This window comes from Rhizobium sp. FG96 (genome assembly GCF_057808655.1).
Genome location: NZ_JBMDIL010000002.1, coordinates 590,358 through 615,788 on the forward strand (window position 1 = coordinate 590,358; position 25,431 = coordinate 615,788).

The 25,431-nt window shown below is 61.9% G+C and carries 26 protein-coding genes and 1 riboswitch; of the genes, 14 read left to right on the forward strand and 12 right to left on the reverse strand.

All coding sequences use genetic code 11. The annotated features are described in order from the left end of the window. Positions 1 to 28 precede the first annotated feature (28 nt). Positions 29 to 2,032, forward strand: coding sequence for an aldo/keto reductase (locus ACODR6_RS06065; RefSeq protein WP_489021487.1), 2,004 nt, complete (start codon positions 29 to 31; stop codon positions 2,030 to 2,032). A gap of 48 nt (positions 2,033 to 2,080) precedes the next feature. Here ACODR6_RS06065 and ACODR6_RS06070 read toward each other — a convergent pair whose 3' ends face one another. Beyond that, positions 2,081 to 2,692 (reverse strand): exopolysaccharide biosynthesis protein, encoded by a 612-nt coding sequence (locus ACODR6_RS06070; RefSeq protein WP_489021489.1) that lies wholly within the window; start codon positions 2,690 to 2,692, stop codon positions 2,081 to 2,083. A 3-nt stretch (positions 2,693 to 2,695) separates the two neighbouring features. Beyond that, positions 2,696 to 3,004, reverse strand: a complete 309-nt coding sequence (locus tag ACODR6_RS06075; protein ID WP_449099523.1) for a hypothetical protein — start codon at positions 3,002 to 3,004, stop codon at positions 2,696 to 2,698. Positions 3,005 to 3,394: 390 nt separating this feature from the next. Here ACODR6_RS06075 and ACODR6_RS06080 point away from each other — a divergent pair, with 390 nt between their 5' ends. The 3 genes from ACODR6_RS06080 to ACODR6_RS06090 all read left to right on the forward strand — a co-directional run bounded on the left by ACODR6_RS06080 (position 3,395) and on the right by ACODR6_RS06090 (position 7,588). After that, on the forward strand, positions 3,395 to 5,500 hold the full coding sequence (locus ACODR6_RS06080; protein ID WP_489021547.1) for a TonB-dependent siderophore receptor: 2,106 nt from the start codon (positions 3,395 to 3,397) through the stop codon (positions 5,498 to 5,500). Further along, a complete protein-coding gene (locus ACODR6_RS06085) occupies positions 5,500 to 6,723 on the forward strand; it encodes an MFS transporter (RefSeq protein ID WP_489021491.1) in 1,224 nt (407 codons plus the stop codon). Before ACODR6_RS06080 ends, ACODR6_RS06085 begins: the two co-directional genes overlap by 1 nt. Before the next feature lie 76 nt (positions 6,724 to 6,799). Next, on the forward strand, positions 6,800 to 7,588 hold the full coding sequence (locus tag ACODR6_RS06090) for a PIG-L deacetylase family protein (RefSeq protein ID WP_489021493.1): 789 nt from the start codon (positions 6,800 to 6,802) through the stop codon (positions 7,586 to 7,588). Here the strand turns inward: ACODR6_RS06090 and ACODR6_RS06095 are convergent. The 6 genes from ACODR6_RS06095 to ACODR6_RS06120 form a co-directional block, all read right to left on the reverse strand. Continuing rightward, positions 7,578 to 7,985 carry a response regulator gene (locus tag ACODR6_RS06095; protein WP_112718538.1) on the reverse strand — a complete coding sequence of 136 codons (408 nt, stop codon included), beginning with the start codon at positions 7,983 to 7,985 and terminating at the stop codon, positions 7,578 to 7,580. The genes ACODR6_RS06090 and ACODR6_RS06095 overlap by 11 nt on opposite strands. 101 nt (positions 7,986 to 8,086) lie before the next feature. Beyond that, positions 8,087 to 8,857: an SDR family NAD(P)-dependent oxidoreductase gene (locus ACODR6_RS06100; protein WP_489021495.1), complete on the reverse strand. Its 771-nt coding sequence runs from the start codon at positions 8,855 to 8,857 to the stop codon at positions 8,087 to 8,089. After that, the gene (locus tag ACODR6_RS06105) at positions 8,854 to 9,849 is read right to left on the reverse strand and encodes an ABC transporter permease (RefSeq protein ID WP_112718644.1); all 996 of its coding nucleotides are present in this window, start codon (positions 9,847 to 9,849) and stop codon (positions 8,854 to 8,856) included. Before ACODR6_RS06105 ends, ACODR6_RS06100 begins: the two co-directional genes overlap by 4 nt. A gap of 62 nt (positions 9,850 to 9,911) precedes the next feature. Continuing rightward, a complete protein-coding gene (locus ACODR6_RS06110) occupies positions 9,912 to 10,952 on the reverse strand; it encodes a sugar ABC transporter substrate-binding protein (RefSeq protein WP_489021498.1) in 1,041 nt (346 codons plus the stop codon). A 34-nt stretch (positions 10,953 to 10,986) separates the two neighbouring features. After that, a complete protein-coding gene (locus ACODR6_RS06115; RefSeq protein ID WP_413712242.1) occupies positions 10,987 to 11,754 on the reverse strand; it encodes an ATP-binding cassette domain-containing protein in 768 nt (255 codons plus the stop codon). Continuing rightward, positions 11,751 to 12,890: an ROK family transcriptional regulator gene (locus ACODR6_RS06120; protein WP_489021500.1), complete on the reverse strand. Its 1,140-nt coding sequence runs from the start codon at positions 12,888 to 12,890 to the stop codon at positions 11,751 to 11,753. Before ACODR6_RS06120 ends, ACODR6_RS06115 begins: the two co-directional genes overlap by 4 nt. Before the next feature lie 207 nt (positions 12,891 to 13,097). On the opposite strand from ACODR6_RS06120, the gene ACODR6_RS06125 reads away from it, so the two are divergent. The 3 genes from ACODR6_RS06125 to ACODR6_RS06135 are packed head-to-tail and all read left to right on the forward strand — an operon-like array spanning position 13,098 to position 15,679. Next, positions 13,098 to 13,412 carry a MocE family 2Fe-2S type ferredoxin gene (locus tag ACODR6_RS06125; protein ID WP_130280899.1) on the forward strand — a complete coding sequence of 105 codons (315 nt, stop codon included), beginning with the start codon at positions 13,098 to 13,100 and terminating at the stop codon, positions 13,410 to 13,412. A gap of 5 nt (positions 13,413 to 13,417) precedes the next feature. Then, positions 13,418 to 14,641, forward strand: a complete 1,224-nt coding sequence (locus ACODR6_RS06130; protein ID WP_489021503.1) for an NAD(P)/FAD-dependent oxidoreductase — start codon at positions 13,418 to 13,420, stop codon at positions 14,639 to 14,641. Positions 14,642 to 14,674: 33 nt separating this feature from the next. Beyond that, entirely contained in the window at positions 14,675 to 15,679 is a 1,005-nt protein-coding gene (locus ACODR6_RS06135; RefSeq protein WP_489021505.1) for a Gfo/Idh/MocA family oxidoreductase, read from the forward strand. 12 nt (positions 15,680 to 15,691) lie between these two features. On the opposite strand, the gene ACODR6_RS06140 is transcribed toward ACODR6_RS06135, so the two are convergent. Beyond that, the gene (locus tag ACODR6_RS06140) at positions 15,692 to 16,519 is read right to left on the reverse strand and encodes a sugar phosphate isomerase/epimerase family protein (protein ID WP_489021507.1); all 828 of its coding nucleotides are present in this window, start codon (positions 16,517 to 16,519) and stop codon (positions 15,692 to 15,694) included. 23 nt (positions 16,520 to 16,542) lie between these two features. Further along, a complete protein-coding gene (locus ACODR6_RS06145; protein WP_489021509.1) occupies positions 16,543 to 17,553 on the reverse strand; it encodes a LacI family DNA-binding transcriptional regulator in 1,011 nt (336 codons plus the stop codon). A 146-nt stretch (positions 17,554 to 17,699) separates the two neighbouring features. On the opposite strand from ACODR6_RS06145, the gene ACODR6_RS06150 reads away from it, so the two are divergent. Together ACODR6_RS06150 and ACODR6_RS06155 are read left to right on the forward strand one after the other, a co-directional pair. Then, complete coding sequence (locus tag ACODR6_RS06150; RefSeq protein WP_413712248.1) at positions 17,700 to 18,734, forward strand: sterol desaturase family protein; 1,035 nt, start codon at positions 17,700 to 17,702, stop codon at positions 18,732 to 18,734. Between the two features lie 175 nt (positions 18,735 to 18,909). Beyond that, positions 18,910 to 19,839 carry a sugar ABC transporter substrate-binding protein gene (locus ACODR6_RS06155; protein WP_489021512.1) on the forward strand — a complete coding sequence of 310 codons (930 nt, stop codon included), beginning with the start codon at positions 18,910 to 18,912 and terminating at the stop codon, positions 19,837 to 19,839. A 70-nt stretch (positions 19,840 to 19,909) separates the two neighbouring features. Here the strand turns inward: ACODR6_RS06155 and ACODR6_RS06160 are convergent, their stop codons facing one another. Both ACODR6_RS06160 and ACODR6_RS06165 read right to left on the reverse strand, forming a co-directional pair. Next, the gene (locus ACODR6_RS06160; protein WP_112718516.1) at positions 19,910 to 20,155 is read right to left on the reverse strand and encodes a hypothetical protein; all 246 of its coding nucleotides are present in this window, start codon (positions 20,153 to 20,155) and stop codon (positions 19,910 to 19,912) included. Between the two features lie 159 nt (positions 20,156 to 20,314). After that, on the reverse strand, positions 20,315 to 20,944 hold the full coding sequence (locus ACODR6_RS06165; RefSeq protein WP_112718514.1) for an outer membrane protein: 630 nt from the start codon (positions 20,942 to 20,944) through the stop codon (positions 20,315 to 20,317). Between the two features lie 149 nt (positions 20,945 to 21,093). Next, positions 21,094 to 21,196: riboswitch (TPP riboswitch) on the forward strand. A gap of 109 nt (positions 21,197 to 21,305) precedes the next feature. On the opposite strand from ACODR6_RS06165, the gene ACODR6_RS06170 reads away from it, so the two are divergent. From ACODR6_RS06170 to minE, 5 genes are all read left to right on the forward strand, one after another. Further along, positions 21,306 to 22,046: an ABC transporter permease gene (locus ACODR6_RS06170; protein ID WP_489021515.1), complete on the forward strand. Its 741-nt coding sequence runs from the start codon at positions 21,306 to 21,308 to the stop codon at positions 22,044 to 22,046. A gap of 31 nt (positions 22,047 to 22,077) precedes the next feature. Beyond that, complete coding sequence (locus ACODR6_RS06175; protein ID WP_489021517.1) at positions 22,078 to 23,016, forward strand: ABC transporter substrate-binding protein; 939 nt, start codon at positions 22,078 to 22,080, stop codon at positions 23,014 to 23,016. Between the two features lie 130 nt (positions 23,017 to 23,146). Further along, positions 23,147 to 23,899, forward strand: coding sequence for a septum site-determining protein MinC (gene minC, locus ACODR6_RS06180; RefSeq protein ID WP_489021549.1), 753 nt, complete (start codon positions 23,147 to 23,149; stop codon positions 23,897 to 23,899). A 33-nt stretch (positions 23,900 to 23,932) separates the two neighbouring features. Then, positions 23,933 to 24,748 (forward strand): septum site-determining protein MinD, encoded by an 816-nt coding sequence (minD, locus tag ACODR6_RS06185; protein WP_112718510.1) that lies wholly within the window; start codon positions 23,933 to 23,935, stop codon positions 24,746 to 24,748. Further along, entirely contained in the window at positions 24,745 to 25,002 is a 258-nt protein-coding gene (gene minE / locus ACODR6_RS06190; RefSeq protein ID WP_112718508.1) for a cell division topological specificity factor MinE, read from the forward strand. Before minD ends, minE begins: the two co-directional genes overlap by 4 nt. Positions 25,003 to 25,431: the final 429 nt, after the last annotated feature.

Genomic DNA, 25,431 nt, shown 5'->3' on the forward strand with positions numbered 1-25,431 from the left:
AGACGCATTTTATGAAAGAGGAATAGATATGAGCTCAGAACAACCGATCCGCTGGGGCATCATCGGTCCCGGCACCATCGCCCGCACCTTTGCGGATGGCATCGCGCATTCGCGGACCGGCAAGCTTTCGGCCATCGCGACCCGCAATCCTGACAAGCCCGGCCTCGGCGACGGTTTCCCGGGCGCCCGTATCGTCAAGGGATATGACGCGCTGCTCACCGACCCCGAGATCGACGCGATCTATATCGCCACGCCGCATACCGGCCATGCCGAGTGGGCGATCAAGGCGATCCGCGCAGGCAAGCACGTGCTCGTCGAAAAGCCGATCGCGCTTTCTGCTTACGATGCGGACGCGATCTATCATGAGGCGAAGAAAGCCGGCGTCTTTGCCGGCGAAGCCTTCATGTACCGCGTCCATCCGCAGACGGTGAAGATCGTCGAGCTCGTGAAGAGCGGAGTCATCGGTACCGTCAGGATCATCCGCTCCAGCTTCGGTTTCAACATGGGCAGCTTCAAGCCTGAGCACCGGCTGTTTTCCAACGACACCGCAGGCGGCGGCATTCTCGATGTCGGCGGCTACCCGGTCTCGATGGCGCGGCTGATTGCCGGGGCTGCCGAAGGCAAGCCTTTCCTCGAACCCGAAAAGGTCTCGGGCGTTGCCCATCTCGGCCAGTCCGGTGTCGATGAATGGGCCTCGGCTGTCCTGAAATTCCCGAACTCGATCATCGCCGAAGTCTCATGCTCGATCATGGCCAACCAGGATAACACGCTGCGCATCATCGGCTCCGATGGCCGTATCGAGGTCAAGGATTTCTGGTTCGCATCCGGCCACAAGGGCGGCACCGGCAAGATCGAGATCATCAAGGGCAACGAGCAGGAAACGGTCGAGGTCAAGGAGGACCGCTGGCTCTATTCCTTCGAGGTCGATGCCGCAGGCGATGCGATCCGCGCTGGAAAGCATGAGTTTACGTCGCCGGGCATGAGCTGGGCAGATTCAGTCGGCAACCTTAAGGTTCTCGACCAGTGGCGCGCGTCTGTCGGCCTGGAATACGGGGTCGAGAAGGCAACGAAGCGGACGCTCAATCTCGCAGGAGCACCGATCAAGCTCGGCAACAGCATTCCGAAGCGTGAAATTCCGGGCATCCTGAAGCCCGCTTCGGTCGTCACACTCGGTTTCGAATTCTTCCCGAATTTTGCCGCCGCATCGTTGACACTCGATGCCTTCTACGAGGCAGGCGGCAATGCCTTCGACACGGCCTATGTCTATGGCGGCGGCAAGACGGAAGCGATCTTCGGCGACTGGCACACGAGCCGCAAGGTTCCGCGCGACGAGATCGTGCTGATCGGCAAGGGCGCCCACTCGCCGCTTTGCTATCCTGACATGATCGCCAAGCAGCTTGACCAGTCGCTCGACCGGCTGAAGACCGACTATGTCGACATCTATTTCATGCACCGCGACAACACGGCTGTACCGGTCGGCGAATTCGTCGATGCGATGGATGCAGAGGTCAAGCGCGGCCGCATCCGTGGCATCTTCGGCGGCTCGAACTGGACCCGGGCGCGCATGGAAGAGGCAATCGCCTATGCCGACAAAAACCGCAAAACGGCGCCGGCAGCCCTTTCCAACAACTTCTCGCTGGCCGAGATGCTGGATCCGATCTGGGCCGGTTGCGTCGCGGCTTCCGACGACGAATGGAAGGCGTGGCTGAACAAGAAGCAGATCCCGAACTTCGCATGGTCGAGCCAGGGCCGCGGCTTCTTCACCGACCGCGCCGGGCGCGACAAGCACGACGACGAGGAAATCGTCCGTTGCTGGTATTCGGATCGCAACTTCGAACGCCGCGACCGGGCCATCGAACTCGCCAACAAGCTCGGCCGCAGCCCGATCCATATCGCGCTCGCCTATGTCATCGCCCAGCCGTTCCCGGTCATCCCGCTGATCGGCCCGCGGACGATCGCCGAGCTGGAGGACAGCCTCTCGGCGCTCGACATCAAGCTGACGCCCGATCAGGTGAAGTGGCTGGAAGGCTGATAGAAAGCGATGGCCGGTCGCGGCCTTCCGCGATCGGCCATCATCTCTTTATGCAGCCGCAATCAACGTAGCCGCACCGCGAAACAGGAAGACGGTTGCGACAGCGGCGACCGCAGTCAGCGCGAGCCCGCCCAAAATGACCAGGCCATCGCGCTCGATGAGGCCGACGGCCATGACGCAGATGGCGACGGCGGGTGCGATATTGCCGAAGGGGATCGGCAGGGCGATGACGATCGCGAGTGCGAAGACCGGGACGCCGAGCAGGCATGGGAGGAAGCGGCCGGCGAGGGCCTTCATGCGCTGTGGCCGGATCAGCTTCTCGACCTGCCGCACCATCGGTCCGGCGTGACGCTCCATGCTCTCGAAGACCTTGCCAGAGAGACGGCGGTTGCGGAGCATGGCGGGCAGCCAGGGGCTGCGGGCGCCGAAGACGAATTGCAGCGAGATGATCGCCAGCGCCGTGCCGAACACCGCGCCGAATGGCCCGGGGATCGGGATCAGCGGCGGGATGGCGAGCAGCAGGATGACAAACCCGAAGCCCGACGGTCCCATTTCATCGATGACTTCGCCGATGCTGAGACCGTCCCGCTCGCGGGCGGTGGCGGCAAGGCTGGCGAGCGTGCGCGACGCCACGCCTTCTGATCGCTGCGCATCCGCCATGCATCAGGCCTCGGCGCCGCCGCGTTCACCCTGGAAGATCTGCGTCAGGGCCGCGCAATTCGGATCGCTTGTGTCGAAGAGTGTGGTCGGCGAGGTCCAGCCGGTGGCGATGCCGATTGCCGTGCCGGTTGCCCAGACCGGCTCTTCGCCGGCGCGCTGCAGCAGGCGCGGGCCATGGGTCGCAACGCATTGCTGCGATTGCTGCAGGGCCTGAACCGGAAGATTTGCAGCATCGACGCGCTCGCGGATTTCAGCGTGCAGCGGGTCGACGACGAACAGGGCAAAAAGCCAGGCGGCGATTTCGGAGATCAAGGTGGTGCTCCCTTGGCGTCGGCGCGAATGTCGGAAATGGTCCGACATCGCGAAAGTGCCGAAGCTCTCGCCAGAGGGGCCCGGACCAGCGGGTCACGCGCTCATTTGGGGATCGCGGCGCCGGTTTCAAGTGCTGGTAGCAGCCAAAATGATGCGTCGCTGGGGGCTGGAGTGGGCTCGGCGCATTGCTTCAGCCTCGTCCAGGCGAACTGATATCCTTTTAAATTCAGACCCATAGCACACCACAGTTGCAGTTTTTGCCCTTGAGACCTTGCGCCTCGCCTTTGGCTTTTGCTAGCTACGCATAAAGTTGATTCTAAGACTCATGTTTTTGAATCCTTTTCCGGCGATGAGCGTGGGGGCGTAGAGATGTCATTGAAACTTAAAAAACTGCAGCTGCTTTCGGCTGCTGCATTGCTTGCGGTCGCGGCTGCCGATACCGCCTGGGGACAATCTGCAGAGCAAGAGAAACCGGCCTCCGGTGATGGCGCGACGAACCTCGCGCCGATCGTTGTCGAAGGGCGCGATCAGGGCGTTGCAAAGATCGTCGAGACAGATGGCTACGTGCCGAAATCCGGACGCACGGCGATGAAGACCGATACGCCGGTTGCCGAGACTGCCCAGTCCGTCTCGGTCATCAGCCGCAAGCAGCTCGACGACCGCCTTCCGCAGAATGTTGGCGAGGCCGTAAGCTATACGCCCGGTGTCCGCGCCGGCCAGTATGGCGCCGAGCCGCGTTACGACGCCTTCAAGATCCGCGGCATCGACCTCACCTATACCGGCATCTTCCGCGATGGCCTGCGCCAGATCAGCAGCCCGAACGGGCTCTTCCGCATCGAGCCCTATGGCGTCGAGGCATTGACGGTCCTGCGTGGACCGGCTGCATCCATCTACGGCGCCAGCAGCTCGGGGGGCATCGTCGATATCATCTCGAAGCGCCCGACCGAGGAGCAGTTGCGGGAAATCGAGCTGCAATATGGTTCCTACGGCCGCGTTCAGGCTGCCTTCGATCTTTCCGGACCGGTGACCGATGACAGTGTCTTCCTCTACCGGCTGACGGGCGTCGCCCGCGATGCCCGCAACGAGATCGAGGCCATCAAGGACGACAGGCTGATGATCGCGCCGGCCTTCACCTGGCAGCCGGACGAAGGCACCAAGCTGACCATTCTCGGCGAATATATGGATTCCACCACCGGCGGCACCTGGGGCTACATCAACAACTACGACAGTTCAGGGTCGTCGATCGGGGCAACGCCTGTTTACGGCGGTGATGAGCGGTTCAACGATTTCACGCAAAAGCAGTGGCGCGTCGGCTACGAATTCGAGCACGAGCTGAGGGAAGGCCTGACGCTGCATCACAAGCTGCGCTATTCCGAGCTCTCTGCCCGTCAGGAATGGGTTTTCGCCGACTATCCCGGGATTGGGTACGAGGACAATCACGGTCTCGCGGCAGACACCTATCTCGAAGGCGACTTCAGCACCGGCGCTGCCCAGCACAAGCTGATCGCCGGTGTCGATTACAGCTTCATGGCATATGATGCCCGCCAGGGCTCCGGGCCCGATCTCTTCACCGACACCTACACCTATGTGCCGGCGCTGACTTATTTCGAAAAACAGAAGCAGAACTCGATCGGCATCTACCTGCAGGATCAGATCGAGATCGGCAGCTGGCGGATTGCGGCCGGACTTCGCCACGACTGGCACCGGAGCGAATACACGCCCGGCGGCGTCGACTACGTGCGCAACGACAGCGAGACGACAGGGCGCGCATCGATCGGCTATGTGACGCCCTGGAACGTCATGCCTTACATCAGCTACGGCACCTCGTATGTCGCAAATCCGGGCGTCGTGCTGACCAGCGGCGGTGTCGGCCACCAGGCAAATCCGACGCTCGGCGAGCAATATGAAATCGGACTGAAGTACCAGATACCGGATCAGAACGTGCTGATCTCTGCTGCCTATTTCAATATCGACCAGAAGAACGCCTCGGTCTACGAGACCTCGTCAGGCGTCAATCTCCTGCGCCAGCTCGACCTGCGCTCGCGCGGCTTCGAGCTAGAAGTCACGGCGTCGCTCGATAATGGCCTCAGCTTCACCGGCGGCTACTCCTATAACGACGTCGAGATCACCAAGCTGACGCCGGAGACGGTCGGCAATCAGCTCAATTCATCGCCCTATCACATGGTCTCGCTCTGGGCGGATTACGAGGTTCAGAGCGGTCCTCTCGAGGGGCTGGGTGTCGGCGCCGGCGTTCGCTATGTCGGCTCGAGCTTCGGCGACAACAAGCATACGCCGGTCTTGAACAATGGCGCCCGGACCTTTGTCGATGCAGCACTTCGCTATGATCTCGGCAAGCTCAACTCGTCGATGGAGGGCGTCAAGTTGCAGGTCAATGCGACGAACCTTCTCGATCAGGTGGATCAGGTCTGCACCACGGGCTTCTGCTACTACGACGAAGGCCGCAAGATTGTCGGTAGCGTGAGGTACCGGTTCTGATGTCCGCCAGCGAAGCCTCACCCGCAGAGTTCCCGTCGCCGGTCGCCATCTTCGTCGCCATCGGCGGCGTTTACGTGGCCCAGAGCGTTATCGGCGGGCTGACCATGCTCGGCCTTCCCGCCGTGCTGAGACAACAGGGATTGCCGCTCGATCAGATCGGCCTTCTCTATCTGACGGTACTTCCCTGGGCTGTGAAATTCCTGTGGTCGCCGCATATCGAGCGGTTCCGCCTGCCGGCCATTGGCCGCAACCGTTCGAACGTCATCGTCATGAGCGGCAATCTGCTTTGTGTTGCCGGTATCGTCGCGGTCGGCATCCTGCAGCCCGCGGTGCTGCTGCCGGTGATCCTGACGCTCGCCTTCGTCGCGCTGGTGGCCTCGACGGTCGATATCGCCTGTGATGGCTATGCTGTCGAAAACCTCGCCAAGCGGCATCACGGCTGGGGCAATGCGGCGCAGGTCGGCGGCTCCTATCTCGGCTCGGCGATCGGCGGCGGGCTGTTCCTGGTGCTGGTGGACAAGATCGGCTGGCAATATGCGTGCTTCATCATGGCCGGTGCGATCCTGGCACTCAGCTTGCCGTTTTCGCTTGGCCCTGCCGCAAACGAAGGCGAGCGGCAGCGCAGCCATACGCCCTCACTTGCCGCAACCATCAGGCGGCCCGAGATCCGCCGCGGAATGATTGCGACGGCGCTCTTCGTTGCTGCCCAGAAATGGGGGCTCTCGATGCTCGGGCCGTTCCTGATCGACCAAGGCTTCGATCTCGCCACTATCGGCCTGCTCAATGGCGCGGGAAGCATGTTTGTCGGCCTTGCTGGCGCGCTTGCGGGCGGAGCGCTGGTGCGCATGTTCGGGACACGGGCGGTGCTCGCGGGATCGCTCGCCGTCCAAGCGCTCCTGCTTGCCGGTCTGCTCTATGCCGGTCTCGGCGGCGGGATGCCGCGATCCGCGACGCTTGCCATCGCCATTGCCAGCTCCTCCGGCATCATGTCGATCGGCTTCGTTGCCCTCTATGCCCAGTTCATGGACTGGTCGGATCCGCGCCAGGCCGGCGTCGATTTCACGGTCTTCCAGTGCATGGATGGGATCGTCAGCATTGTAGGAGGCCTCGGTGCGGGATGGCTCGCGGAGCGTCTCGGCTATGAGAGCCTGTTTGGTGGGGCTGCCGTGCTATGCATTGCCGCCATCATCCCGATCTTCCGGTTGCTGCGGAAAATTGGCTAAAGCGGCGCTGGCATCTTTGGCAGGGTCGTATATCCATGTGAGCAGGCAATGAAACCTGCATCCACGGACGCCCGCAATGCTCACCAAAGACGATCGCATCCTGATCCTTTCGCCGCATCTCGATGATGCGGTGCTCAGCTGCGGTGGCCTCATGGATAGCGCGGTGAGGGATGGCATCACCGTCGTCGCAGCGACGATCTTCACCGCAGATACCGATATCGGCGGTGAGCCGTCGCCGCTGGTTCGTGAACTCCACGAGTGGTGGGGTCTGGGTGCCAATCCATACGAGGTGCGCCGCGGGGAGGATATCGCCTCGATCAGCTATCTCGGCGCGGATCATATCCATGGCGGCCTGTCGGATTCGATCTATCGCCGTGGCCCGGATGGGACGTCCCTCTATGCGACGCGCCACGCGGTCTTTTCGCCTCCCGTCGCCGATGATCCCGCATGGGACGAGGTGCGGGCGCTTCTCGGGCAATGGCTTGCGGGGATAAAGCCGACCATCGTTCTCTGCCCGATGGCAGTCGGGCGGCACCTCGATCACGTCGTGACGACGGAGACATTCCGCGGCATTCACGACGCGTCGGATGCGGAAGTCTATCTCTACGAGGATATTCCCTATTCGGCCGGTTTCTTCCCGCCGAATTATCCGGACAACGTGCCTGCCGCATTGGAGCGGACGAAGTGGACGATCGACGGGCCTGTCGATATTGCCGTCGATTTCGAGCGAAAGTTTGCAGCAATCCTGAAATATGAATCCCAGATCGCCGAAATCTTCCCCGGCCTTGATGCGAGGGAAGAACTCCGGAAATATATGGGCGACGGCTCCGACTACAGGGAGCGGTACTGGCGCGTCAGGCGCTGAGCACTGTCCGAGGCGGCGTCAGGCCGCCGTTGGAGCGCGCGTCCTGTTTTCGGGTTCGCGCTGCCAGCGCGTCCATCAGCGCTGCCTTCACCTTGTCGAGATGATGCGGCTTGGTCACCACGTTGACCGCGCCCTCGAAGTCGGCGACCAGTTCCGGATTGCCGGTCATGAAGACGACTTCGATGCCGTATTGATCGATCAGCGTGCGGGCGATCTGCGGGCCGGTCGGCCCATCGGCGAGCTGAACATCGACGAGGGCGATATCGGCCCGCCGTGCCAGTGCTATGGCTTCGATTTCCGTTCTTGCGAGCCCTGCGACTTCAAAGCCGTTGTCGAGCACCATGCTTTCGAGATCCCAAGCGATGATGCCCTCGTCCTCAACTATCAGTACTTTCATATCACTTCCAACTGCTGCCCCTGCGAGCGGAATTAGAGATGAGGGCTGGAAGGTCAATAGCGCTGGTTAGGAGTTTGGTAACGAGGGCGTGATGAGCCGCCTCACGACGGCTGCAGTTTGAAATCGCTTCCCTCGGGCAACAGCTGCCCGCCATCGACGACGATGGTCGTGCCGGTGATGTAGCTCGCATCTTCGGATGCCAGGAACAGGAAGGCATTGGCGACATCGCGCGGGCTGCCGAGCCGGCCGAGCGGGATCGCATCCTCCATGTTCTTGATGAAGGCGGGGCCGCGGTGAAGCTGCATGGCCTCGGTCATGATGTTGCCGGGCTCGACGCCATTGACGGTGATGCCATAGGAGGAGAACTCGAGCGCCGCCGCGCGGATGAAGCCGTTGATCCCGGCCTTGGTCGCCGAGTAATGCCCATGACCCGGGCTCGTCACATGCGGGCCGGTGATCGACGAGGTGAAGAGAATGCGGCCATAACCCTGCTTCTTCATCGGATCGAGCGCTGCGCGTGCCGCATTGAAGGAGCCGCGCAGGTTGACCGCGATCACATTGTCCCAATCTTCGGGGCTGGTGTCCTCGATCAGTTGCCAGGGATAGACGCCGGCATTCTGGACGATGATATCGAGCCTGCCATAGGTCTCGACCGCGAAGGCGACGACAGCCTTCGCATCTTCCATCTTGGAAATGTCGGTCTTGAAGAAGGCGACGCCGAGGTCTGCGGCGGCCGCGCGGCCGCCTTCCTCTTCGTAGTCGGCGAGAACGATCGTCGCGCCTTCTTCCTGAAAGCGCTTGGCGGTTGCTTTGCCGATGCCGCGGGCAGCGCCGATGACGATTGCGATTTTTCCGTCCAGTCTTCCGGTCATGCGAGCCTCTGACGCAGTTTTTGCTTGAAGGTATCGAGAAGGACCGCCGCCAGCACCAGGAAGCCGTGGATCACCTGGGTGAAATTGGCAGGCAGGCCCATGAGATTGATCGCCGTATTGATCGACGACAGGAGAAGCACACCGGCATAGACGCCTGGAAGCGCGCCGACGCCGCCCTTCAGGCTGACGCCGCCGATGACGACGGCCGCGAAAGCATTGAAGAGCAGGCCGACGCCAAGATTGGCGGTCGCGCCCGAGGTGCGGATGGCAAGCAGCCAGCCGGCGAGCCCGGCGATCGCACCGGCCATTACGAAGGCGATGATCAGGTTGCGCTGCACCGGAATACCGGCGCGGAAGGTTGCCGTCTCGTTGCCGCCGATCATCGTCAGGTGCCGGCCGAACGGGGTTTTCGCCATCATCACCGAAAACACGATGAAGCAGGCGATTGCGATCCAGGCCGTCAGCGGCAGGCCGATGAGACGCTGGATGCCGAACCAGCGGATGGCGGGCGCCAGATCCTGCGCCGAGCGGCCGCCGGAGACGGCGAGCACGATGCCGCGCACCCAGATGTAGGAGGCGAGCGTGATGATGAAGGCATTCATCTTCACCTTGACGATCAGGAAGCCGTTGAGCAGTCCGATCAGCCCGCCGACGGCAAGCGCGATCAAAAGCGAGACTGGCACCATCAGCCATTCCGGGCTGAGCGTGAAGCCCATGCCGATACCGGCCGAGCAGAACAGGATGCCGACGGCCATCGCCGAAAGGGCGGCCACCGATTCCACCGAGAGGTCCATGTGACCGGCGATGATGACCAGCGCCAGGCCGATCGACATGACGCCGAGAACGCTGGAGGCCTCGATGATATTGGCGAAGATGCCGAGCTGGAAATAGTTCGGGACGAGCGCCGAGAAGACGGCGAGCACGAAGATGAGCATGAACCAGACGAGATTGTCGAGGACGAGCTCAAAGAATTGACGCGTGCGAGGTGTCATGCGGCCGATCCGGTTGTCCTTGAGGGAGCCCGGGCCTTGAAGCCCGGGCGCTGGAATGTCGCTCATTCGACTGATTTCACCTGAGCGGTCGGCGCTTTCTGGTTACCCCAGAAGGCCGGGTCGTCGACATTCTCCTTGGTGATCGCGGCACCGGGGATCTTGACGTTCGGACCCCATGCCTCCTTGGTGACGACGCCCTTCAGACCGAGCACGTCATATTCGCCGGGCTTGATCTCTTCCTTCTTGGCGATCTTGTCCATGAACATGGCGACGGCTGCAGCCTGGGCATAAAGCGGCTGCTCGACTTCGACATTCAGCCAGCCCTTGCGGATCAGGTCGAGACCGACAGGAGCGCCGTTCGAGCTCATCAGCATGACATCGCCGGGCTTCTTGCCGGCCGCTTCAAGCGAAGCGACGGCGGCGACCGAGAGATGCGCGGCATGGCTGAAGATCAGGTCGATATCAGGATTGGCGAGCATCTGGTCGGAAACGATCGTTCCGGCATTGCTGGCTTCCCACTGCATGGCAGGCACCGAGATGATCTTCACATTGGGGAAGGCCTTCATCTTCTCTTCGAAGCCCTTCTGGATGTCGAGCGTATAGGGATCGCCGGGGTCGCCCAGAACCTGGAGAACCTTGCCCTTCACATCGCCGTTCTTGGCCCTCAGGAGCTTTTCCGCCTGTTCGGCGGCGACGTAACCGATCTCTATCGTTCCGGCGACGGAGGTGAAATCGGACGGCGTCGAGGTGATCTGGCGGTCGAATTCGACGACCGGGATACCGGCCGCACGGGCGGCCTCGATCGAGGGCTTCAGCGCGTTGAAATCGACGGCGGCAAGGATGATCGCCGCGGGTTTCAGCGCGATGACGTCGTTCATCTGCGATTGCTGCGCATCCGTCTTGTTGTCGGCGTTCAGCGTCTTCATTTCATAGCCGGTCTGCTTGAGAAACATCTCGAGCGCGCTGACCGAGCCGGTCTGGAATTCGTCGAGCAGCGTCGGGACGAGGTAATAGACCGTTCCCTTCGACTGCGCGAAGGCAGTCGTCATCAATGACAGGCCGAGCGCCAGAACGGTCAGCGCGGCTAAGACTATTCGCTTCATGTCGTTCTCTCCTTTTGCGCCGGACCCTCAGTTTTTATGACCCCACCGGTCCGGCACCGGCGAGGTTTTGTCCGGTGATCATGCCGATCACCGCGTCTGCATTTGTCTTCGATGTCTCGACATCGCCCGCGACGACGCCCTGGCGGATCACCACGATCCGGTCGGCCACTTGGAAGGCCTGCTGCATGATGTGGGTGATGATGACGACGCCGATGCCCTGGTTGGCGACATGGCGGATCATCTCCAGGCCGCGCCGCGTCTGCTCGACGCCGAGTGCGGCAAAGGGTTCGTCGAGGAGCACGAGCTTGCCGCCCCAATGGACGAAGCGGTTGAGTTCGATCGCCTGGCGCTGGCCGCCCGAGAGATGCTCGACCTTGGTGCGCAGCGAGGGGATGCGCGTGCCGGCATTGGCGAGCGCATCGCCGACGACCTTTTCCATGGCGCGTTCGTCGAGGAAGGGGATGCCGAGCACCTTGCGGGTAATCTCGCGGCCCATGAAGAAATTTGCGACGACATCGACATTGGTGGCGAGCGACAGGTCCTGATAGACGGTCTCGACACCGGCTGCCTTGGCCTCGGCAGGGGTCTTTGCCACATAGTCACGGCCTTCGAAGATCATCCGTCCCGAGCTCGGCTCCAGGCCGCCGGAGATGATCTTGACCAGTGTCGACTTGCCCGCACCGTTATCGCCGAGCAGCGCCACAACCTCGCCCTTGCCGATCGAGAAGCTGACGCCCTTCAGCGCTTCGATGGCGCCGAAATTCTTGCGGATATTGTCGAGCACCAGCAGCGGTTCGCTCATGCGGCGATCCCTTTCTCGTCGGGGGTGGAAAACATCTGGCCGAAACGCGGCGAGAGCACGCTGGAAACCGCAAGGGCGGCGGCGCCGCGCAGCACCGAGTTCTGGCAGTCGCTCGCCATGACCAGCCGCGGATGGCTGCGTCCCTCGCGCACGGCAACGGAGTTCGGCAGGCCTACAGAAGCGACCAGCTTTTCGATGAGTTCCGGCGGCGCGAGCCCGCCGAGCACGATCGTCTGCGGATCGAGCAGGTTTTCGATAGTGCGGATGGCATTGTGGAAAATCGGGCGGATTTCCTCGGCCCACATCTGCTGCGACAGGCCACGGCGATTGAAGGCATCGAGCGAGAGATAGCGCTCCAGGCAGCCCCGGTTACCGCAGGGGCAGGGCTCGCCATCGGGAACAGCGGGGATATGGCCGATTTCACCGGCATTGCCCCAGCCGCCGCGCATCACCGCGCCGTCATGAACCATGGCACCGCCAAGACCGACGCCGAAATAGAGATAGTAGTAATTCGAGAGCTCAGCGCCCAGGCCGTAGAGCTGTTCGCCAAGGGCGGCACAGGCCATGTCGGTATCGATGAAGGCGGGCAGGCCGGAAGCCTCGCCGAGCCGCTCCTTGAGCGGCACATCCTTCCAGCCCGTCATCGTCGTCGGGCCGATGAAGCTCATGGATTCGACGCCGAACGGACCGGGCAGCGCCATGCCGGCGCTCAGGATCCGTTTCGTCTCGCCGGTACCGCGCAGTTCGGCAACGAGTTCGCCGATCAACCGGAAGGCGAGGTCGGGGGCGACGTTCGGGGCGGTGCGATGGGCATTCTGGACGATGTTGCCGCTGAGATCGACAAGTGCCGCATCGATGCCGAGCGGCGTCAGATGGATGCCGGCGACATAGCCGCCTTCAGGATTGATTCTGAGCACCGACGGGGGAATGCCGCGGCCTTTCGGCTCTTCGCGGACGGAGAGGATGTAGCCCTGTTCTTCGAGTTCGCGGACGATGGTGGAGACGGTCTGCACCGTCAGGCTGACGCGCTTGGCAATTTCCGCGCGTGTCACCGGGCCGTTCAGCCGGATCGCTTCGAGAACGATACGCCGGTTGTACGGACGGCCTGATTCCTGATTGGTACCGCGTAACGTCATGTCACTGCCCCCAAGAACACGATCAGCTTCGCACCGAGTTTTTATTTAGTCAAACGGTTTTCAGAAATAATACTGACGGTTGCTCAAGGTTGGTCCTGCGCCGTCAGGCGCCGATGCGATTGATGGAATTTGATCAAGAATTATCCCGCCAAGTCAGGCGCTCTCGCTTAGTTTCCGATCAAACGCCATGAATTTCGGGAGGATGGGATGAGCAACTGGATCAAGGCCTGCGAGATCGATGATGTCGAGAATGAGGATGTGATCCGTTTTGATCACGCCGGCCGGACATTCGCGGTCTATCGCAGCCCCGATGACAAGTTCTTTGCGACTGACGGCATGTGCACGCATGAGAAGGTGCACTTGGCCGACGGGCTGGTCATGGACAACATCGTCGAATGTCCGAAACATAACGGCCGCTTCGACTATCGCACCGGCGAGGCCCGTGGCGCGCCCGTCTGCGTCAACCTCAGGACCTATCCCGTGAAGGTCGAGGATGGCGCGGTCTATCTCGGTCTGGAGTGATGCCGATGGCCGATTTCGTCATCATCGGGGCCGGGCAGTGTGGCGCGCGGGCGGCCATGGCGCTGCGCGAGCAGGGCTTTGATGGAAGCATCACGCTTGTCGGCGAAGAGCCGCATCTGCCCTACGAGCGCCCGCCGCTTTCCAAGCAGCATATGCTGGTGTCAGAGGGCGCATTGCCCCCCTTCATTGCCGATGGCGCTGCCTTTGCCGAACGGAGGATAACAGTTGTCACCGATGATGCGGCGGCTGAGATCGATCGCGACAGCGGGACGGTCCGTTTGGCGAGCGGCCACACGCTCGCCTATGACAAATTGCTGCTCGCAACCGGTGCCGCACCCCGGCGGCTGCCGGCTGCCGAAGGTCTGGAACATGTCTTCTATCTCCGCACCCATGACGAAGCGGCGCGTCTTTCCAGGCGACTGTCGCTAGGCAGCCATCTTGCCATTATCGGCGCCGGTTTCATCGGCCTCGAACTTGCGGCTTCGGCACGCAAGCGCGGCCTCGAGGTGACTGTCATCGAAGCGCTGCCGCGCATCCTGATGCGCGCCGTGCCGGAGGCAATTGCCGAAAAAGTCCAGGCGCTGCATGAGGCTAACGGTATCAGCATCCTTAGTGGATCCGGGATCGAGCGCCTTACAGGCAGTAGCGACGGCGTCAGCCTGACATTGACTAACGGGGCGGTGGTGAACGCCGATATGCTCGTCGTCGGTATCGGCGCCCAGCCGCGCGTCGAGCTCGCGGCGCAGGCAGGGCTCACGATCGAAAACGGCATTGCCGTCGATCAAAGTTTGCAGACCTCTGATCCTACGATCTTCGCTGCCGGCGACTGCTGCTCCTTTCCCTATGACGGGCGGCGCGTCCGGCTCGAAGCCTGGCGTAACGCGCAGGATCAGGGCGCCCATGCCGCGGCCAGCATGCTCGGCGACGCCGGGCCCTATGAAGCCGTGCCATGGTTCTGGTCGGATCAGTTCGACTGGACGCTGCAGATCGCGGGGCTTGCGGACAGGGCAGTGTCAGCAGTGCGCCGCGATATCGGCGACGACGCCTTCATCCTCTTCCATCTTGCCGAAAACGGCCGTCTCGTCTCGGCGAGCGGCTGGGGTCCGGGCAACAGGATCGCTAGGGACATCCGGCTCGCCGAGATGCTGATCGCCAAACATGCGGCACCAAATGCGAGCGAACTGACTTCGCCTGCAGTGAACTTGAAATCCCTGCTGCCACGCGGCTAGGGTTGGATCTGCGAAATTCTGGGAGGAAATTCAATGGCAGAGGTCAGGATCGGTATTATCGGCACAGGCGTGATGGGCAGCGACCATGCCGCAATCCTTGCCGAGGGTGTCGCCAATGCAAGGCTCGTCGCGGTGCAGGACTTCAGCCGCGAGCGGGCGATTTCCGTCGCCGGGCAGCTCGGCGTCCGCGTCATTGCCGAAGCCGATGCGCTGATTGGCGACCCCGAGATCGACGCCGTCATGGTCTGCTCGCCGGACGAGACGCATGCGGCGCTGGCGCTGAAGGCGATTGCTGCGGGCAAGCCGGTTCTCGTCGAAAAGCCGCTGGCTTCAAGCCTTCCGGAAGCCGAAGAGATCATCCGCGCCGAGGAGAAAGCCGGCCGCCGCCTGGTGCAGGTCGGCTTCATGCGCCGCTTCGACCCTGGTTATCGCGAGATGAAGCAGGCGCTGAACACGGGCGAGTTCGGCCGCGCCCTGTTTCTCCATTGCATCCATCGCAACGCGGTTGCGCCCGACTACCTGACCTCGGATCTCGTCATCGCAAATTCCGCCGGGCACGAATTCGACATCACCCGTTTCCTGCTCGACGAGGAAATCGTCTCGGCCTTCGTTGCCAGCCCTCCGGCGACGCGCAATGCGCCGAACCGCCAGCCGCAATTCATCTTGCTGCAGACCGCATCTGGCGTCGTCGTCGACATCGAGGTCTTCACGGATGCGCAATATGGCTACGATGTTCGCGCCGAGCTCGTCTGCGAGGACGGGACGGTGGCGCTCGATCCGTCGCCCCATACGTCTTTGCGCGTGAAAGGCAATGATGGCTTCCGCACGCCGGCTGACTGGCGCCCGCGCTTCCGCCAGGCCTATCGGGCGCAGCTTGAGGCGTGGACGGCTGGTATCCTGAGCGGAACGCCGACCGGGGCTAGCGCCTTTGATGGCTTCATGGCGATGCAGGTCACCAAGGCCTGCCTGCAGGCCTGGAAATCCGGCGAGCGGGTTGCCGTGGCTCAGCACGAAAAACCCGCGCTCTACCGCGTTTGATCTGCTGCTCCTTTAGAGCCGCGACCAGAGCGCCCTGATCTCGTCTTTCAGGAACAGGGCTTCCTGCCAGCGATCGGTGCTGTCTTCGCCATCGCGCCCGGTGATCGCATAGGGTTTCGGGCCGAGCTCGCAGGTGAAGGCCAGCACATCATCCGGCCCGGCACGTCCCTTCCAGCTGCGGAAGCCATAGTCCCACCAGGTCATGAAGAGATCGAGCCAGGGCTTGTGATGCGGGAAGGAGATCTCGATCTGCACCTGCTCGCGCGAGGCGACGCGGCCGTGGAAGGCCCAGGAACTGTCGAGAATGCGGTTGATCAGCGCGTGGTTCTCATCGGAAACAGGCCAGGCGAATTCGCGGCCGACTAGGAAATGCGAGAGATCGCCGAGCAGCTTCAGATCCGGCAGGCGGTCCATCAGGTCGAGGGTGAAGAAGAGATCGGTCGTCATCCGGTCGCGATGTGTCTCGATGAAGACGGGGATGCGCGCCTCTTCGGCCAGACGATGCCAGCCTTCGAGCAGCGGCAGGCAATCCTCGATCTGGCGCAACCGGACATCCGGCTGCAGGCAGAGATGGGCAACACCGAACTCCGCCGCATTCTCCAGCGCCGGCTTCAAGTCGTCGACGGTCTTCGGAAAACACTGTCCCTCCGCCTTCAGCCCATGCTCTTCCAACAGGTCGGCGAGGTTTTCCACATAGTCGCGATCGTACCAGTGGGCGCTGACGCCATCGAAGCCCGCCTCCGCGATCAGGCGGATATTTTCCTCCAGCGATCGCTCCGGTTTTCTCGCGCTTCGAAGCTCCATCGCCCAGAGCGACTGGAAGACATTGAGGGTCTGCATGGCTTACCTCCCGGGTCCTTTGGTTAGAGATTCTGCGCGCTGACGGTCATGAACCGCACGGGATCGGTGATGACCTCGGTGCGGATGATATCGAGCTTGCGCAGGATGAGATCGACGGAGCGGCGCGCCTGCACTTCGGGCGCCTGGTCGAGACAGATGTCGAGAAGACCGTTTTCGAGATAGCGCTTCTTCTTTTCGGTCAGTTCGTGGCCGACCCAGAAGATATCCCGCTGCTTGGCCCATTGTTGCAGGACGATCGCCACGCCCTCGTCACCGCCGCCGGCCGAATAGACGCCGATGATCTCGGGGTCGCGCCGGAGCGCCTCTCCCAACAACTCGGCGCATTGCAGGTCGTCGTCACGGCCCATCATCACCAGCGAGAGCGCGTGGCCTTCAGCCCCGCGCTCGGCCATATAGTCGGAAAACCCCTGGATGCGCTGGCGGTGGTTCGAATAGGCGCCGCTATGACAGATGGCAGCGAAATGACCGGGACGTGCCGCCAGCATGCCGGACATGTAGTAGGCGGCACTGCGGCCCGCCGCATAATTGTCGATGCCGAGATAGGGGACTTCCGCGTCGTCGCAGCGGGTGACGACCTGCGCGACCTCGACGCCTGAGGCGCGCACCTGACGCAGCGCCTCGATCACCTTCGGATGGTCCTGCGAACAGATGATTAGCCCGGAACGGCGAAAGCTAGGATTGGCGATGTGATGCGCCATGCCGATCGGATCGCTTTCCTTGATGAAGGTACGGTGCAGCATGACGGCGCGGTCGAGCGAGGCGGATATGCGCTCGAAAGCCTGGTTCAGCCGGGCAAAGAACGAGGTCTCCGGCCGCACAAGGATGACCTCGATGCGGATCGCGCCACGATGGGTCTCGGTCGAACGCTCGCCATAGCCGAGCTTCTTGGCGGCGCGGATGACCTTCTCGGCGGTCTTTTCGGTGACGCCGCCGCGGCCGTTGATGACCCGCTCGACGGTGGCGATCCCCAGTCGTGCCTCCCGGGCGACATCCTGCAGCGTCGTCTTTTTCATCAAAACCTCCCCCAAACTCGCCTGGACAGTCAAGCATTCCAGCCTCTCGGGCGAAATACCGCAATTGATCAAAACACATCAAAACAGCGATGGGAATTGGCCCTGCGGCTGCGGTAATTTTTGCCTCACGAGTTGGAGGATTTCAGATGGACGACACACTATACGGCAAACGCAACAAACGCGGCGACTGGGCGCCGTTCAAGCTCATCCAGTATCCGCCTGTGTTCATCTGGCCGGTCCAGCCGCTGCGTTTCCTGAAATGGCTGTTTGGCTATCCGGGCTATCTGATGCCCTGGAACGTCCTTTACGCGGTGATCGGCACCCTGCTCTGGCTCTACGCCACGCCGTCGCTGGAGACGGCAAAGACCTTCTCGATCGGCTGGATCGCCTATCTGCTCATCCGCAATGCGGCGATCGTGCTGGTCTTCTTCGGCGCCTTCCATCTGCGCCTCTACATGCAGAAGAAGCAGGGCACGAGCTTTAAGTTCAACGCCAAATGGCCCTCTGTCGGCAACGACGCCTTCCTTTTCGGCAACCAGACGGTCGACAATGTCATCTGGACCTTTGCCAGCGCGGTGCCGATCTGGACGGCATTCGAGGTGCTGACGCTCTGGGCTTTCGCCAACGGCATCATTCCCTATGTGTCCTTCGCCGAGCACCCGGTCTATTGCGCCGTCGTGATGTTCTTTATTCCGACCTTCCGCGACCTGCATTTCTATCTGGTGCATCGCCTCATCCACTGGCCGCCGCTGTATCATGCCGTCCACAAGCTGCATCATAACAACGTCAATCCCGGCCCCTGGTCCGGTCTTGCCATGCACCCGATCGAGCACCTCCTCTATTTCTCCGGTGTGCTGATCCACTGGATCGTGCCGTCCAATCCTGTCCATGCGATCTTCCACCTGGCGCATGCAGGCCTTGCCCCGGCACCGGGCCATGCCGGCTTCGACAAGATCGTCGTCGGCGAGGAGAGCGCCATTGATACGCACAGCTACGACCACTATCTCCATCACAAGTATTTCGAGTGCAATTACGCCGATGGCGTCATCCCGCTCGACAAGTGGTTCGGCACTTTCCACGACGGTTCGCCCGAGGCCCAGGAGCGCATGGACAAGCGCTTCATGGAGCAGGCAAGGCGCCGCGCCGAAAAGAAGGCGCGCGGCGAGCAGCAGGCAAGCTGACTGATTTCCCAAGCGAGCGACCGAGAAAGGCCCGGCTGCAGAGCCGGGCCCTTTGCTATGCGGATGCCCTGCAAATGAGGCGTTTTCATCAAATTATCGGCGGACCGCACGGCCTTCCCCGGCTAACGTTTTCCTGCGGCCGCCTGGCGCCGCCTTATCTCTGGGAGGAGAGAACATGCTGAAATTGCTGACCGCCAGCGCCGTTGCGCTGGTGCTTGCGTCGCAGGCGCACGCTGCCGACCGTATCGGTGTTTCGATGGGCACGCTGTCCAACAACTTTCAGACGCTCATCGTCAACGGCATGGAAGACTACGCCAAGTCGATCGGGGTAGAGTTGCAGATCGAAGACGCGACGACCGACGTCAACAAGCAGCTCGATCAGGTGAAGAATTTTGCGGCCGGCGGCGTCTCCGCCATCATCGTTGACCCCGTCGATTCCGATGGCACGCCCGCTCTCAGCAAGGTTGCCGAAGATGCCGGCATCCCGCTCATCTATGTCAATGTCCAGCCGACCGACCTCAACACGCTCGGCAAGCAGCAGGCCTTCGTCGGCTCCAACGAAACTGAATCCGGCACGTTGCAGACCAAGGAAGTCTGTCGCATGCTCGGCGGCAAGGGCAATGTCGTCATCATGATCGGCGACCTCACCAGCCAGGCGGCGCGCCAGCGCACGCAGGACGTTCACGATGTCGTCAAGACGCCTGAATGCAGCGGCATCAAGGTCGCCCAGGAGCAGGTCGGCAACTGGAGCCGCGTCAACGGCGCCGATCTGGTTTCCAACTGGCTGACATCGGGCGTCGAATTCGATGCCATCATCGCCAATAATGACGAAATGGCGCTCGGCGCGATTTCGGCGCTGAAGGCCGCCGGCGCCTCGACCGACAAGATCATCGTCTCAGGCATCGACGCGACGCCCGAGGCGCTGCAGGCGATGAAGACAGGCGATCTCAAGGTCACCGTGTTTCAGGATGCCAAGGGCCAGGGCAAGGGATCGATCGATGCCGCGATGAAGGCGATCAAGGGCGAGAAGCTCGACCGAGAGGTCTGGATCCCCTTCCAGCTCGTCACCCAGAAGAACATGGCGGATTTCGAACACCTGAACTAAGGCGCCGCCTGCCTCACGGGCGGCGTCAGGACGGCCACGATGCGCTCAGGCCATCGTGGCCATTCGCATGTCAGGCGGCGGGCAGGGGCTCGCTGATGACGACGAAATTGGCGCAGCTATGCTCGACATTGGCAATGCGGATGCGCAATTCGCGCCGCGAGGTCAGCAGAAACAGGAAGACCTTCTTGGCCCGCTGCGCTCTGCGCAGCACTTCCTCGCCGCCGAAAAGCAGGCCATCGCGCTCTCCGAGCTCGAAGGCGACATGCTCACTATAGTTCTCGTCCGTGATGGTGATTGTTCCGAGACCCGACAGCATGTGAGCATTCCTCATGATGGGAATGACTTTTGTCGAAGTCCTAAATTAGTGCAACACGGTGTTCCGGTTTTCCACGAGATGTTGGAAAGCGTACCGGCGATCATAGAAAAGGGCACGCTGAATGAAGGCGTGTCCTTACATTGGGGAGATGGGTGGCGCCTAGAACTTGACGCCGACGCCGATCATGATGGTGTTCTGGTTCAGGTCGAAATCGCCGCCAGCCGCGCCGAAATTGCCGCTGCCGTAATCGGTGTAGCGATATTCGCCGCGGGCAAAGATATTCTGGGTGAAGGCGTAATCGATGCCGGCGCCGATGGTCCAGCCGTTCAGCGTATCCGATTCGTCTGGCCCGACATCCGGATTGGCCTCGGCGCGGGCGATTGCCCAGCCGGCCGTGCCGTAGATCAGCGCATTGTCGAAGGCATAGCCGACGCGGGCGCGAACCGAGCCCTGCCAGGTCGTCTCGACCGAGCCAAAGGCTACATCCTCTTTGTTCCAGTTGTGCAGGACGTCACCTTCGACACCGACAACCCAGTTGTTGTCGAACTGATAGTTATAGCCGCCGAAGACGCCGAGAATGCCGCCATTGGCATCGACATCCGACGTACCGGAAGGATCGAAGGTGTTCCAGCTATAGCCACCCTCGGCGCCGATATAGGGGCCGGACCAGGTGAAGACAGGTGTTATCGCTTCGGGCTCGACAGGGGCGGGCGGCGGCGTCAGGTCCGCGGCCTGAGCGGAAATGCCGGCAAGTGAGGCAGCCAGCGCGGTGAGAATAACGAATTTCATATTCGGTCTCCCTAATGCTTAGGGGTCAAGTAGGGTGCCTGATCCAAAAGTCTCTAATTAATTTTGTAGCTGAGACCCCGGAATACAAGACCGGCGAAGGCCTGCGACAGATGCGCCATTGACTTCAGGCCGGGAAAACGACAGGTTCCGCCCATTCCGAGGGGAGCATCTGACGATGCTGAGATGGCGGTGAGCCGGACCCTTGAACCTGATCCGGGTCATGCCGGCGTAGGAACGGAACAAGATGCCGGCGGCATCTCCCCTTCTTCTTCGCTTTGCCTGGATCTCCAATTCTGTCTGGAGATCGCTTCGCCATGTCTGTCTTTCCGTTCCCGCATCCGGCCCGCGCGAAGGCCTAGCGATGCGTCCGCTCAACGCCCTCGGCGGCGTGGCCCTGCTGATCGCTCTCTGGCAGGCGGTCATCTGGATCTTCGCGCCCGCGCATTTCATTCTGCCGTCGCCTGCCGACGTCGTCGCCGTCTTCGGCAGGCAGCCGCTCTTCCTGCTTGAGCAGAGCCTGACGACGGCGCTCGAAATCGTCCTCGGCCTGCTCTGCGGCGCCATATCGGGCGCGGCCGTCGCCTTCGCGCTCGCCGCCTTTCCGGCGGCCGCCACGCTCGTCTGGCCGATGGTACTGATCCTGCAGGCTTTCCCGGTCTTCGTGCTGGCGCCGATCCTGGTTATCTGGCTGGGTTTCGGCATTGCCTCGAAGATCGCCATGGCGACGATCATCATCTTCTTTCCCGTGGCCTCCGCCTTTGCCGACGGGCTGCGCCGCACCGAGCGGGATATTCTCGATGCGGTATCGCTGACAGAGGCCAGCCATTGGCAGACGCTGATGCGGATCCGCCTGCCGCTCGCCCTGCCGTCCCTCGTCTCCGGCCTCAGGATCGCTGCACCCCTCGCGCCACTCGGCGCCGTGATCGGCGAATGGGTCGGCGCGTCCTCCGGCCTCGGCTTCGTCATGGTCCAGGCCAATGCCCGCATGCAGACGGACATGGTCTTTGCCGCCATGGCCGTGCTCGCCGCCATGACCGTCATCTGCCGCGTCGCCGTCGACAGGCTCACCTCCGGCTGGACCCCATGGGCCACCACGAACTGACTTCTTCTTCCCGCAAAATCATGGAGCAAACATGCTGCGTCTGATATCCGCCACTCTCCTTGCGATCGCGACCCTCGCGTCGCCCTCCTTCGCCAACGACAAGCTGACCGTCATGCTCGAATGGTTCGTCAATCCGGACCATGCGCCGATGGTGATCGCTCAAGAGAAGGGCCTGTTCGCCGCCGCCGGTCTCGACGTCACCCTCATTCCGCCCGCCGATCCCTCCGCGGTGCCGCGTCTCATCGCTGCCAAGCAGGCCGATATCGGCATCCACTACCAGCCCAATCTCTATCTCGATCATGAAGCCGGATTGCCGATCGTCCGCATCGGCACGCTGGTCGAAACGCCGCTGAATACGGTGACCGTGCTGGCCGACGGGCCGATCAAGAGCCTCGCCGATCTGAAGGGCAAGAAGGTCGGTTTCTCCGTCACCGGTTTCGAGGATGCGATGCTGAAGCGGATGCTCGCAAATGCCGGTCTCAAGAAGGACGATGTCGAGCTCGTCAACGTCAACTTCTCGCTCTCGCCGTCGCTGATCGCGGGCAAGGTCGATGCGACCGTCGGCGGCTTCCGCAATTTCGAGCTGACGCAGATGAAGCTCGAGGGTCACGAGGGCAAGGCCTTCTATCCGGAAGAAAACGGCGTGCCGCCCTATGACGAACTGATCTTCATTGCCCATCGTGATTCGGCCGCCGATTCGCGTCTGCCGCGCTTCCTCGGTGCGATCGAGCAGGCCTCCGTCTTCATCACCAACCACCCCGATGACGCCTGGCAGATGTTCATCAAGGCCTATCCCGATCTCAATGACGAGCTGAACCGCAAGGCTTTTTTCGACACGCTGCCGCGCTTCGCCAAGCGCCCCGCCGCTCTCGATACCAGCCGCTACGAGCGTTTCGGCGCCTTCATGCAACAGATGGGACTGGTCAAGACGGCACCCAAGGTCGAGGACCTCGCCGTCGAGATAAAGTAGCCTGTGGCGCGTCTGCCACGGCCCTTTGCAAAGCCCCCGGCCGTTAACCGAATGTACCGGCCGGGAGCCCCGCGTTAACTATTTGTTAACCACGAAGCAGCTACACCGAAGCAATCAAAAATTAACCAAGATTGCTAATGTGTTAACCGACGCACGCTCCATCCGTATCAAAGGCCGTTCGTTCCTGGCGGTCGTTTTGACGCCCGATCTGCCCTTCGAGGAGTGGCTGGTTCGGCTCGACGATCTGGCCTCGCGCTCGGCAGGATTCTTCCTGGGGCGTCCCGTGGTTCTCGACGTTTCGGATCTGCAGGCGGACCGGGCGCTGCTGAAATCGATGATTGCGGCTCTCGCCGAGCGCAATGTTCGGATCATGGGGATCGAAGGCGCGCGTCCCTCGCAGCTTGACGCGACGATGCCTCCGGGCATGACGGGTGGGCGCCCGGCGCCGGATGTCGAGGTGACGGAAACGGCGCCTGCGCCTGTGAAGGGCGCTACACCGAAGGCTGAAGAGCCGGTGCAGGTCGTGGCGCCGCAGGTGATCACCCGCGCACCGCTCTCCTCGATGGTCCTGCACGAGCCGGTGCGCTCCGGCCAGTCGATCATCTTCCCGGAAGGCGATGTGACGATCATCGGTTCGGTCGCCTCGGGCGCCGAAGTCATCGCCGGCGGTTCCATTCATATTTACGGCGCGCTGCGCGGCCGGGCGCTTGCGGGCTCCGTCGGCAATGCATCGGCGCGCATATTCTGCCGCAAGCTCGAAGCCGAGCTTCTGGCGATCGACGGCATTTACAAGACCGCGGACGATCTGCCCGCGGACCTGCGCGGCCACTCCGCGCAGCTTTGGCTCGAAAACGACGCGATCATGGCATCGCGGCTCATTTAACAGACGAATTGGTTCAGGAGCAGGAGAGGGGATATGGGTAAGGTCATAGTTGTTACCTCGGGTAAGGGTGGCGTTGGCAAGACGACCTCCACCGCGGCACTCGGCGCAGCACTCGCGCAGCGCAACGAGAAGGTCGTCGTCGTCGATTTCGACGTCGGTCTGCGCAATCTCGATCTGGTCATGGGCGCCGAGCGCCGGGTCGTCTACGATCTGGTCAACGTCATCCAGGGTGATGCCAAGCTGCCGCAGGCGCTGATCCGCGACAAGCGGCTCGAGACGCTGTTCCTGCTGCCGGCCTCCCAGACCCGCGACAAGGACTGCCTGACCGAAGAGGGCGTCGAGCAGGTCATCAACGACCTGAAGCGTCACTTCGACTGGATCATCTGCGACAGTCCCGCCGGTATCGAACGCGGCGCGACGCTCGCCATGCGCCATGCCGATATCGCCGTTGTCGTCACCAACCCGGAAGTTTCCTCGGTTCGCGACTCCGACCGCATCATCGGTCTGCTCGACGCCAAGACGGCCAAGGCCGAGAATGGTGAACGTATCGAGAAGCATCTGCTGCTGACGCGCTACGACATCACCCGCGCCGAGCGCGGCGACATGCTGAAGGTCGATGACGTGCTCGAGATCCTGTCGATCCCGCTGCTCGGCATCATTCCGGAAAGCATGGACGTGCTGCGCGCCTCCAATATCGGCGCTCCCGTTACGCTCGCCGACCAGAACACGGCACCTGCCAGGGCCTATTTCGAGGCCGCACGGCGCATTGCCGGCGAGGCGCTTCCGGTCACCATCCCCGGCGAGAAGCGCGGCTTCTTCGGCAAGATCTTCGGCCGGAGGGCAGCATGAACGTGTTCAACTTCTTCCAGAAGAAAAAGTCGGCTCCGGTCGCGCGTGAGCGCCTGCAGGTGCTGCTGGCCCATGAGCGCGTCACCCCCGGCGCCGATCTCGTCACCGTGCTGCGCGAGGAAATTCTCGCCGTCATCGCCAAGCATGTGGAGATCGATGGCGACCGGCTGCAGATCAAGATCGACCGTGGCGAGCATGTCTCGGTGCTCGAAATCGACGTAGAAATCCCGGCCAAGGCGGCGCGAGCCGCTTAAAGACGGATCGATCGAACGGAATGAAAGGCGGCCTTGGCCGCCTTTTGCGCTTCAGGCTGCCGGGCAGGGTGGTCTAGGCTCCTCCGTGGGACTGCAGGCTTGCTGCCGAAGCGCATATCTGGTTCGTACAGGTCGGCATCAGGGCAGTGAATTCAAAAAGCTCTGAAAAAACAGCCTGCTACGAGAAACTTCGGAATTTTCTCCATTGCGCTGTTGACTGTTTGGGAGGGATGGCCGTATAAGCCGCGTCACTGAACGAGGGCGGCGGCGCTGCTGGCGACGAAGAGCTTCGTTCTAGAGAAAATCAAGCGGATTGGCTGTTTTGCTGGTTTGAGCTTCGAGCGGAAGTTTGGAGCGATTGATTTTGTGACGGCTGGTGTCGTCAGTTATTTGACAATTGAAGATGAGAAGAAAGAGAAACGTGGGCGG

What these genes read in the sequence shown, in the direction of transcription:
- ACODR6_RS06145 (WP_489021509.1), bottom strand. Translation starts at nt 17,553, where the DNA reads ATGAAAAAGACGACGCTGCAGGATGTCGCCCGGGAGGCACGACTGGGG.
- ACODR6_RS06110 (WP_489021498.1), bottom strand. Translation starts at nt 10,952, where the DNA reads ATGAAGCGAATAGTCTTAGCCGCGCTGACCGTTCTGGCGCTCGGCCTG.
- ACODR6_RS06085 (WP_489021491.1), top strand. Translation starts at nt 5,500, where the DNA reads ATGTCCGCCAGCGAAGCCTCACCCGCAGAGTTCCCGTCGCCGGTCGCC.
- ACODR6_RS06170 (WP_489021515.1), top strand. Translation starts at nt 21,306, where the DNA reads ATGCGTCCGCTCAACGCCCTCGGCGGCGTGGCCCTGCTGATCGCTCTC.
- ACODR6_RS06115 (WP_413712242.1), bottom strand. Translation starts at nt 11,754, where the DNA reads ATGAGCGAACCGCTGCTGGTGCTCGACAATATCCGCAAGAATTTCGGC.
- ACODR6_RS06175 (WP_489021517.1), top strand. Translation starts at nt 22,078, where the DNA reads ATGCTGCGTCTGATATCCGCCACTCTCCTTGCGATCGCGACCCTCGCG.
- ACODR6_RS06120 (WP_489021500.1), bottom strand. Translation starts at nt 12,890, where the DNA reads ATGACGTTACGCGGTACCAATCAGGAATCAGGCCGTCCGTACAACCGG.
- ACODR6_RS06160 (WP_112718516.1), bottom strand. Translation starts at nt 20,155, where the DNA reads ATGCTGTCGGGTCTCGGAACAATCACCATCACGGACGAGAACTATAGT.
- minE (WP_112718508.1), top strand. Translation starts at nt 24,745, where the DNA reads ATGAACGTGTTCAACTTCTTCCAGAAGAAAAAGTCGGCTCCGGTCGCG.
- ACODR6_RS06105 (WP_112718644.1), bottom strand. Translation starts at nt 9,849, where the DNA reads ATGACACCTCGCACGCGTCAATTCTTTGAGCTCGTCCTCGACAATCTC.
- ACODR6_RS06140 (WP_489021507.1), bottom strand. Translation starts at nt 16,519, where the DNA reads ATGCAGACCCTCAATGTCTTCCAGTCGCTCTGGGCGATGGAGCTTCGA.
- ACODR6_RS06155 (WP_489021512.1), top strand. Translation starts at nt 18,910, where the DNA reads ATGCTGAAATTGCTGACCGCCAGCGCCGTTGCGCTGGTGCTTGCGTCG.
- ACODR6_RS06070 (WP_489021489.1), bottom strand. Translation starts at nt 2,692, where the DNA reads ATGGCGGATGCGCAGCGATCAGAAGGCGTGGCGTCGCGCACGCTCGCC.
- ACODR6_RS06065 (WP_489021487.1), top strand. Translation starts at nt 29, where the DNA reads ATGAGCTCAGAACAACCGATCCGCTGGGGCATCATCGGTCCCGGCACC.
- ACODR6_RS06125 (WP_130280899.1), top strand. Translation starts at nt 13,098, where the DNA reads ATGAGCAACTGGATCAAGGCCTGCGAGATCGATGATGTCGAGAATGAG.
- ACODR6_RS06090 (WP_489021493.1), top strand. Translation starts at nt 6,800, where the DNA reads ATGCTCACCAAAGACGATCGCATCCTGATCCTTTCGCCGCATCTCGAT.
- ACODR6_RS06135 (WP_489021505.1), top strand. Translation starts at nt 14,675, where the DNA reads ATGGCAGAGGTCAGGATCGGTATTATCGGCACAGGCGTGATGGGCAGC.
- ACODR6_RS06150 (WP_413712248.1), top strand. Translation starts at nt 17,700, where the DNA reads ATGGACGACACACTATACGGCAAACGCAACAAACGCGGCGACTGGGCG.
- ACODR6_RS06165 (WP_112718514.1), bottom strand. Translation starts at nt 20,944, where the DNA reads ATGAAATTCGTTATTCTCACCGCGCTGGCTGCCTCACTTGCCGGCATT.
- ACODR6_RS06130 (WP_489021503.1), top strand. Translation starts at nt 13,418, where the DNA reads ATGGCCGATTTCGTCATCATCGGGGCCGGGCAGTGTGGCGCGCGGGCG.
- ACODR6_RS06100 (WP_489021495.1), bottom strand. Translation starts at nt 8,857, where the DNA reads ATGACCGGAAGACTGGACGGAAAAATCGCAATCGTCATCGGCGCTGCC.
- minD (WP_112718510.1), top strand. Translation starts at nt 23,933, where the DNA reads ATGGGTAAGGTCATAGTTGTTACCTCGGGTAAGGGTGGCGTTGGCAAG.
- ACODR6_RS06095 (WP_112718538.1), bottom strand. Translation starts at nt 7,985, where the DNA reads ATGAAAGTACTGATAGTTGAGGACGAGGGCATCATCGCTTGGGATCTC.